Annotated in this window: 6 protein-coding genes; 5 read left to right on the plus strand and 1 reads right to left on the minus strand. The window is 56.9% G+C overall.

Going from position 1 to position 7,081, the window contains the following annotated elements; translation table 11 throughout:
- Positions 1-3: 3 nt before the first annotated feature.
- Positions 4-978 (plus strand): hypothetical protein, encoded by a 975-nt coding sequence (locus tag VJ369_RS04775; RefSeq protein ID WP_324090976.1) that lies wholly within the window; start codon positions 4-6, stop codon positions 976-978.
- 103 nt (positions 979-1,081) lie between these two features.
- Here VJ369_RS04775 and VJ369_RS04780 read toward each other — a convergent pair whose 3' ends face one another.
- The gene (locus VJ369_RS04780; protein WP_414652617.1) at positions 1,082-2,497 is read right to left on the minus strand and encodes a CitMHS family transporter; all 1,416 of its coding nucleotides are present in this window, start codon (positions 2,495-2,497) and stop codon (positions 1,082-1,084) included.
- Between the two features lie 167 nt (positions 2,498-2,664).
- Between VJ369_RS04780 and VJ369_RS04785 the strand changes: the two genes are divergently transcribed.
- From VJ369_RS04785 to VJ369_RS04800, 4 genes are all read left to right on the plus strand, one after another.
- The gene (locus tag VJ369_RS04785; protein WP_324090977.1) at positions 2,665-4,323 is read left to right on the plus strand and encodes a sensor histidine kinase; all 1,659 of its coding nucleotides are present in this window, start codon (positions 2,665-2,667) and stop codon (positions 4,321-4,323) included.
- Positions 4,324-4,328: 5 nt separating this feature from the next.
- Positions 4,329-5,018, plus strand: coding sequence for a response regulator (locus tag VJ369_RS04790; RefSeq protein WP_324090978.1), 690 nt, complete (start codon positions 4,329-4,331; stop codon positions 5,016-5,018).
- 117 nt (positions 5,019-5,135) lie between these two features.
- A complete protein-coding gene (locus VJ369_RS04795; protein ID WP_324090979.1) occupies positions 5,136-5,327 on the plus strand; it encodes a hypothetical protein in 192 nt (63 codons plus the stop codon).
- Between the two features lie 88 nt (positions 5,328-5,415).
- Positions 5,416-7,023: an alkaline phosphatase D family protein gene (locus VJ369_RS04800; RefSeq protein WP_324090980.1), complete on the plus strand. Its 1,608-nt coding sequence runs from the start codon at positions 5,416-5,418 to the stop codon at positions 7,021-7,023.
- The last annotated feature ends 58 nt before the right edge of the window (positions 7,024-7,081 follow it).

Raw genomic sequence — 7,081 nt, forward strand, 5'->3', positions numbered from 1 at the left:
CCGATGACAAGCATCGACGCGCAACAGACTGCAGAACGCTGGACCTTCACGCAGCTCAAAGAGTGGTCACCCAAGTGGCGGGAGAACTTGGAGCGGTGGCTCGAACCTAACCTCGCGCTGGTAGGAGACGCGGCGTGGGGTGGCCAGATGCGTGACATGGTGCAGCTTCCTGTCCAGGATCCGCTGGCATGGGCGAATCGGCGGATAGAGCTGTCGGGCGGGCATTGGGCCGTTGCAGGCATCCGGTTTCGCGGGAGGGATGTTGAAAAGCCTTTTGTAGACATCATTCAAACCTCGTTGTCACCCGATACCGAAGGAATTGCTGCGCTTGGCGAGGTCCTGCCGTATTTCAGCGAATTCTCACCACTGTGTTTGCGCGTCGCCCTTCCGGACCCACAGCCGTGGCTTCGATCGTTTGCTCAAAGCACGACGGAGGAATTTCAGGTCACACCGGATTTGTTGGTCGTCGCCAGACCGGTAAACGAAATGCTTGCCCAGCCGTTGGCCGAAACGTACAACGACGTTTCGCTGGTCCCTTGTGATCCTGTGCAAGCGGCCGAACGAGTTGCAACTGTATACGAAGAGCTCACGGAATTACGGCCACAACTTAATCAGTGGGCGACACCGGCAGATGCCGAGGCCTTGAAAGATGCTGCGGAAGAAGGTCTGCTCTTTGAGATTCAGATGAACGGTATACCCGCTGGTGTTCTCGCAGCGGAACGCGAAGATGCGTACGGTTTTACTGGCTTCTGTATCCAAGAGATTGCGCTGGGTGCCGCACACCGTGGACAACAGGTTGGCGTCGCGGCATTACAGCGGTTATGTCGGAGAATTCCGACTGGTACCGACGAAGTGCTGTGGGGACATATACACCCAGCGAACGTAATGTCTTTGCATAATGCTCAAGCTAGCGGGCGCCTAGTGGTAGCCGCGCATATGTGGGTCACTCCTACCAGTTATGCTGGCATGCCTAGCTAACAGATCCTGTTCCAACGGTTTAAACACTAAGCTCCGCATCTTTGGGTATTTCTACCCAAGGATGCGGAGCTTAGCTGACGACGGACCAAAAGGTCCTTGGGTTTTAGCCCATGTGGATGACGCCGAAGAGCACACCCGAAGCGAGCATGACCAGGCTTACCACTGCCGCGCGCCACAGCACCTTCTTGTGGTGATCGCCCAAATCCACACGAGAGAGCGAAACCAACAGAAGGATTGCAGGAACGAGCGGAGATTGCATGTGCACCGGCTGTCCGGTGATGGAGGCGCGAGCCATATCCACCGCTGGAACTCCGAAGTGCGCGCCGGCCTCGGTGAGGACCGGAAGAATACCGAAGTAGAAGGCGTCGTTACTCATCAAGAACGTTGCCGGGATTGAAATCAAGCCGGTGATTACTGCCATGTATTGACCCAGCGAGTCAGGGATAATATCGACCAGCCATAGACTCATCGCGTCAACCATGCCGGTTCCGGAGAGCACCCCGGTGAGCACCGCGGCGCCGAGCACCATGGACACTACGGCGATGATTTCGCTGGAGTGTGCGGCGATCATCTTCACCTGGTCATTGACCTTCGGGAAGTTCACTACCAAAGCGATCGCGGTACCGATCATGAACAGGTAGGACAGTGGCAACACGTCAACAATGAGCAGCACCATGATCGCTACGGTGAGCACTAAGTTGAAGTAGAACATCTTTGGACGCAAGGTTTCGCGGTTCGGGTCCAGCACGGTGCCGTCCATGGTGGCAGCTTCGCTGCCGTCGCCGCGGCGTGCCACGGCTTCAAGCACTGCTACTGAGGCGCCCGAAGGTGAGGTGCCCTTGTCATTCTTGGTGCCGGTGAGATTGCCCCCGCCAAAGCCGGTGCCCCATAGTTCGGGACGCTCACGCTGCAGGCGGCGGCGTTCGCCCAGTCCCAACTGCCAAGCGAAGATACCGATCACGATCAGGGCTATACCCAAGGATGGCAACATCGGTACAAAGATATCTGCAGCGTCGACGCCTAAAGCGGCCGCGGCGCGGGCGGTTGGGCCACCCCAGGGAACGATATTCAAGGTTCCGTTGGTCAAGCCAGCCACACAGGTCAATACGACAGGGCTCATGCCTAGACGCTGATAAATCGGTAGCAACGCGGCAGTGACCACGATGAAAGTTGTCGAGCCATCGCCATCCAAGGAAATCACTGCGGTGAGCAGAGCGGTTCCCATGACGACCTTGGCTGGGTCGTTACCCACGAGCTTCTGAATACCCGAGACAAGCCGGTCAAAGAGTCCCACATCAATCATGATGCCGAAGTACATGATGGCGAACATCAGTAAGGCGGCGGTGCCTGACATGGATTTGATGGCGTCCATGATCATGTCGCCGAGGCCAAAGCCTGCTCCGGTGAACAGTCCGAAGACGGTGGGGACGATGATGAGGGCCAGCAACGGCGTCATCTTTTTAGTCATGATCAGCACCATGAAGGTGAGAACCATGAGGAATCCGAGAGCAACTAGCATTGCGCCGACCTCCTGAAGTGTGGCAAGTGATGATGCCAGCGGGGGTGCGGGCACTTATTCAAGGTACGTGGTGGCGCTCACGTTGGGAGGGTTGAAAGTATTCTGATCTCTTTAGTTTTTTGCCGTCTTTTTGCTCATTAAAATCATTGGCGGTTTATGCTGGACAAATGCCCCAGACAATAGCCACTCGACACTTCGCCTCGCGCATCATGCGCTTGCAGTTTGTGGTGCTTGGCGTGCTCATCGTGCTGGCCACCGCAGCGACACTGCTAAACAGCTATAACCGGGTCTTTGAGCGGGCCGAAGATGCCTCGCTGGGCATTGCGCGCTCGGTCGCGTCTTTGCCACAGGTTATCGAGGAAGTCTCGATCTATGCTGCGCAGGAAAAACTTGAGTTAGAAAAACTACGTAACGGTCCACTGCAGCAGTTAGCCGAATCAGTGCGCACCGGAGGACAGGCTTCCTTCGTAGTGATCACCGAGGACCGCGGACTCCGGCTGAGCCACCCAAATCCGGAGGAAATTGGCCAGCTGGTCTCCACCGATCCGGTGGCGTTGACCGGCGTGGAAAACGTGGCCCGAGAACACGGAACTCTAGGTGAATCGGTGCGTGCCAAGGTGCCAATCCGTGCCGAAAATGGCAAGGTCATTGGTGAGGTATCGGTCGGTGTGGCAACGCAGTCCTTGACCGGTGCATTGATTGCATCCTTCGGTTGGATTGTGCTTTTCGCTGTACTCGCAGCCTTGTTAGCAACGTTGGCTGGGCGCTTCACCGTGCGTACGCTCAAACGCCAAACCCTGGGGCTGGAACCTGCAGAGATTGCCCAGTTAGTCCGCGACCAGCAGGCGGTGCTTTACGGCGTCAGCGAGGGCGTGATTGGTTTGAGTCCTGATGGAACCATCACCGTGCGCAATAAGGCGGCCCGGCAACTTCTTGGCCTGCCACACCGCACCGAACTCGCCGATATCATCGGGCGGCACTACGAATCTGCAGGACTTGATCTGCGGCTCGTGAAAGCCATCAAAGAGCATGATCGCGCCCCGGTCAGGTTGGAAGCCAACTCAAATGCCATCGTTGCCCGAGTCTCTGACGTGGTGCGCGATGGGGTGGAGCTAGGCCAGGTCATCTTGCTTCACGATGTGAGCACGGTCGAGGCGCTGGGTACCAAGCTTGATGCAGTGCAGGATATGGCCGATGCTTTGCGCGCTCAACGCCACGAATTCGCCAATCGCATGCACGCGGTACTGGGACTAATTACCTTAGGCAAAACTGACCAGGCTGAAGAATACCTACGTGAGGTCATGGACTCTGGGCCGGTGATTGCCCCTGTCGCAGGACTGGAACAAGTCCAGGACGCATATCTCTCGGCATTCCTCTCGGCCAAGGGGGTTCGCGCTCATGAGTTGGGTATCGAATTGCGTGTCTCTGCCCAGTCCATGCTTTTTGAGCAGGTCGCCTCGGCTTCAGATGCCCAAGATGTCACCGCGGTACTTGGAAATCTTTTGGATAACGCCTTTACCGCCAGCTTGCGCGGAAACAGCGACCCGTGGGTAGAAGTGGATCTGCTTTCCGAAGGGAGCACACTGCATCTTGCGGTGGCTGACTCGGGGGCCGGGATCAGTACCGCTGAAGATATCTTTTCCCCCGGGGTGAGTACCGGCTCTTCGCTAGGCGAGGGGCACGGCTCGGGTGTGGGATTGCCGTTGATCCGCCGCTTAGCTCGTTCACGCAGTGGCGATGTGTGGATTGCCGATGCCGGGGGAGACCATGGTGGAGCGGTAATTGCCGCGCGGCTGCCAGCGGTATTAGCTGAACCGAAGAACTAACGATCATGACAGGAGCACAAATGGCACAGGGCGCCGCCACGGGAGACTACCGGGTACTTATCGTAGATGACGACTTTCGGGTCGGGCAGCTGCACGCCGACATGGTCAATGAGATTCCTGGATTCCAGGCCCTAGACCCGGTGCAAGATCCACGCACCGTTCCGCAGCTGGTCGCGACCTTGCAGCCGGATCTAGTACTTCTGGATTTGTACCTGCCGCATGTCAGTGGCGTGGAATTGCTGCGCGAGTTGCAGATTGACGCGATCATGGTCTCGGCTGCAACCGAGTCGAAAAACGTGGCAGCGGCGTTGCAAGCCGGGGCGTTGGCTTTCATCATCAAGCCGTTTGGTGCCAAGACACTGACTGGAAAACTCAAAGGGTGGGCGCGGTACCGGCGGCAGCTAGCTGCCTCCACCGAGTTTGACCAGCAAGGCGTTGACCGGCTTTATCGGACCTTGCAAGGTGCCGAAGATAGTTCGGCCGCCCCTAGCGTAGCTCCCACGGAACAAGCAGTCTTAGCCTGTGTCCGTCAGTCGCGTGAACCGATGAATGTTGCAGAGGTTGCCGAGGGTGTAGGCGTCGCACGGGCGACGGCGCAGCGTTACCTTGCCGCGCTGGTGGCCAATGAATCCCTTGAATTGCAACTGGGCTACGGCACGAGGGGCCGTCCTGAACACCGCTACTTTGCAAGGTGATGGACTAAATCTCTTTATGTCCAGATTCATTTTCGTGTATTTTCTGCGCATGTTTTGATTTTTTGCGCTGGCTGCTGTTCTGGTAGCGTCTTGCTCAAACTCAATTGAGGAGGGCAAATGAAAAAGCTGCATGCCAAATATTCGGTGGGATTATTCATCGCTGTGCTTATTTCTATGAGCCTCGCATGGAATCAGCGAATCGCAGACCCATGGGGGTTGTATCTGATCGTGCTGAGCGTAGCTGGCTTTGTGATCTCCGTGGTGAGCCTAGCAATCCGCACGGCTCGCGAGGAATCCCTAAGTAGCTAGGCAGAGATCATGGTTATACGGCAGAGTTTGTTTTGCAGTTCATAAACCTGCCATCTAGTGGATAACTTGACGCGAAATACTGGCGATCATGACACAAATATCGCGACGGAACTTGCTGACTGGTGCCCTCGGCGTTGGCGCGCTTGGACTCATAACCCCAGCCGGCCATGCATTGGCTGCTCCCGGCCCCCGGCTGGTGCGTTCAAGGCTCGAACTGACCAGTGGATTTTCTATGGGAGACGTCTCCACTCACGAAGCGGTGCTCTGGGCCCGCACCACAGGAGAAGGCCGCTTACGCGCCCAACTACGCGCCATTGATGAAGCCGGACAAATCATCCGAGGCCGCGGTTCCTTTGAACGAACTTTGCGTGGAGCTCAAGCCAGCGCGCAAACCGACTACACCGCCAAAATAGCCGCATCGAATCTCCCGGCTGGAATGCGCTTCGCGGTGAATATCGGCTTCGAAGACGAAAACGGCACATTGGGGGAGACCACCAACGGCTCCTTCATCACGGCACCTTCGAAGACCGGCAGACGTAATCACGGAGCTTCAATGGCGCAGAGTTTCGTCTGGTCTGGTGATACCGCAGGACAGGGTTGGGGAATCAATGAAGAAATCGGTGGCATGCGCGCCTACGCGGCGATGCACGCCACCAAACCAGACTTCTTCGTACACAGCGGTGACACCATTTACGCCGATGGTCCAATCTCCGCCGAGGTAGTGGAATCCGACGGCCAGATCTGGCGCAACCTGGTCACCGAGGAAGTCTCCAAGGTCGCCGAAACCTTGGCGGAGTTCCGTGGACGGCATCGTTACAACCTGATGGACGCCAACGTGCGTGCCATGTACTCCGAGGTGCCGGTGATTGGCCAGTGGGATGACCACGAAACCCACAACAACTGGTGGGCCGGGGAGACTATCGAAGATGAACGTTATACGGTGCGTGATATTAATACGTTGGCCGCCAGAGGACGTCGGGCATGGCAGGAATACCAGCCAATTGCCGAACCTCGTGCCATGCGCGGTGGAACCGGCTTTGAAGCCGCACGAATTTACCGCAAGATTTCCCGTGGTCCGGCGCTAGACCTCTTCGCGTTGGATATGCGGAGCCACAAATCGGTGAACACCGACGGGTTGGAAGGCCACGAGACGGCGATCCTCGGCGAAGAACAGCTGCAGTGGTTGCTCGATGGGCTGGATAAGTCGAAAGCCACGTGGAAGGTCATTCTCAACGATCTGCCGCTGGGAATTATCGTTCCAGATGGCAAAGCACAGGAATCCATTGCCAACGCCGACCATGGCGCACCGCTGGGACGTGAGCTGGAATTGGCTCGATTGCTGAAAGCCATCAAGGATCGCGGCGTGAAAAACGTGGTCTTTTTGACCGCGGATGTGCATTACTGCGCCGCTCACCACTACTCACCGGAACGCGCCGCCTTCAGTGATTTTAACGAATTCTGGGAGTTTGTAGCAGGTCCGGTCAACGCAGGATCCTTTGGCCCCAATAAGATGGACGGCACCTTCGGACCCAAGGTGGAATTCGCGCTTGCCGGGACCAGCAACCAGTCGCCGCGTGATGGCAAAGGACAGTTCTTTGGACACGTTAACCTTGATGAATCTCAAAGGTTCACGGTTTCGCTGCGTAACGGCCTCGGCGAAAGTGTTTACAGTAAAACCCTAGAGCCAGTGCGCTAACCGCACCGCTAGAGCAAACTGCATAAAAGTAGCGGCGCAGATCTAAAAGATCTGCGCC

It is taken from the genome of Glutamicibacter sp., from assembly GCF_035257265.1.
In the GTDB taxonomy this organism is placed as follows: domain Bacteria; phylum Actinomycetota; class Actinomycetes; order Actinomycetales; family Micrococcaceae; genus Glutamicibacter.